The 2309-nt window shown below is 29.7% G+C and carries 1 protein-coding gene; it reads left to right on the top strand.

The genetic code is table 11. The features are described 5' to 3' along the window. Positions 1 to 1064: 1064 nt before the first annotated feature. Positions 1065 to 2309, top strand: a 1245-nt coding sequence (locus tag EII23_RS11735; protein WP_124793523.1) for an NAD(P)H-binding protein, incomplete at its 3' end; no start/stop codon positions are given.

Below are 2309 nucleotides of genomic sequence, written 5' to 3'. Positions count from 1 at the left end.
CAATTAAAGTATCAATATATTATCATCAATTAAAAGTATTTAAATATCTTCTTTTCTTAATCATTATTTCTCATAACTTTGCAATCCTTCAATAGGTAATGTTATAATTTAAGTAACGAAAATGATTAACAATTAATGCACCAATCCCCACACTATTGCAATAGTGTGGGGATTTTTTCATCTTCTATATAAATGTAGTGTCTAGTCTACTACGTATCTATTCTTCAAAAAAAGAATGTTCTGAAAATATGATACGATATATTCAATAAAAAACTTAATGGAACAATATCTATAGATCTTTCTCGGCATACTTACTTATCTATGCTATAGTGTAGATACACTACAGTTATATTTGTTGTGTAGCCACTCTTTTGTTAAATAGACACATTCTATTATGCATTAAGAACTTTCTAGAAAGCCTTAGTAAGTCTATAAAGCTTACTAAGGACTTTTTCAGTTTCAGAGGACTTTATTAATTATTTTGTGATATATCTATTTGTATTGAAAAAAATATATTATAAATAAATTTTCTTGGTTTAATAGCTTACTTGTGATACATTAATAATGTTCTTTTGAATATTATTAGTGTGTAAGTTTTTTACTTCGAGCGACTTCTAAATAAAGGGACTTTTAAAAGTCTATAGCAAGCTCTTATAGTTTGCTATAGGCTTTTTTATAAATTCTCGAAATAATAAAATAAATATGTTATATTATAATTACAACATATTTATTTTTGTTGCGTATTTATTTTATTACAAACATTTCACACCATGTAAAACTTGTTGGAAAGCCCTTGTAAGCTAATAAAGCTTACTAAGGGCTTTTCTAGTATTATGTTGATAGTCATATTTTATTGTAGAATTTAATAAATATTAACGGACTATCTTACACTTTTTATTTATGAAGTTGAACTACGCTAAGTTATTTAATTTTCTATACTCGTAATATGGGTTATAAGAATTATCTATGATAGTATAATCGTTTTCATAATTTAATAAGGGGTATTTAATAACTGATATCAATTGTTTAAGACAATAAAAATACTTAATGAACGGAGTGAAACGATGAGTAGAATTTTGTTAACAGGTGCATCTGGATATATTGGAGGTCACTTAAAAGATCAATTAAAAACAGATCATGATATTATCGCAATTTCAAGAAATATTAATAATAAGGAAAACGAAAAGAACGTTACTTGGAAAGCTGCTGACTTATTTGATTTGAAGGAAATAACAGAAGTGATGGAAGGAATAGACACTGCCATCTACCTTGTCCACTCCATGATGCCTAATGCAAAATTAACGCAAGCAAATTTCGAAGATATGGATGCTTTATTAGCAGACAATTTTGCAAGAGCTGCAAAGAAACAAGGAGTTAAACATATTATTTTTATGAGTGGTTTAATTCCAAATAACAATGATTTGTCTGCCCATTTACGTAGTCGTCTGGAGTGTGAGAAAATTTTAGGTTCTTATGGTATACCCGTGAGCACGTTGCGTGCAGGATTAATTATCGGAGCGAAAGGAAGTTCTTACCCAATTTTAAAACGATTGGTTGAACGATTGCCTGGAATGATTTTACCTAGCTGGGCGTATAATATGATTGCACCCGTATCAATCAACGATGTAATTAATAAACTAGCGTTACTAGTTGAACGAGCACCACAACAAAATGAGACATTTGATGTTACTGGACCTGAAATTATGAATTACAAAGAATTAATACAGCGTACGGCAGCAGTATTGAACAAGCGTTTACCGATTGTTGACTTACCTATCATACCTATTTGGATCAGTCGATATTGGGTTCAACGTATCTCGCAAGTTCCAAAAGAAATGGTTTATCCACTTATGAATAGTTTAGTTCATGATATGATTCCTCAACCTAAACGTATGCACCCCGATATATCTTTTGGTGAAACATCGTATGAGGAGAGTGTACAACAAGCGCTAAATGAAGAAAATAAGATGAATCAAAAACAAAGTAAATCAAAAAAAGCAACTAGCAAAAATAATAAAGAGCAAATTAAAGATGTAAGAGCCATATCACGATTTAAAGTGCCTGAAAGCTATTCAATAGATGATGTGTCTAAAATATATGCGAATTTCATAAACAATATGACATTACATTTAGTTAATGGCAATATAAACGAACATGAATTCAATATTAAATTACCGTTTACAAATCAATCTATTTTAAAAATGGAATGCGATACGCAAACATCCTCTAAAGATATATTTGTTTATAAAATTGTAGGTGGCAAATTAGCAATGTCAAATAATGGGGGGAATGCTAGGCTTGAATTTAGA

Origin of the sequence: Desulfovibrio sp. OH1186_COT-070, assembly GCF_003860215.1 — a bacterium.
GTDB lineage: Bacteria > Desulfobacterota > Desulfovibrionia > Desulfovibrionales > Desulfovibrionaceae > Desulfovibrio.
Note: the sequence above shows the minus strand (reverse complement) of the source record. Positions and strands in the feature narration are given on the sequence as shown.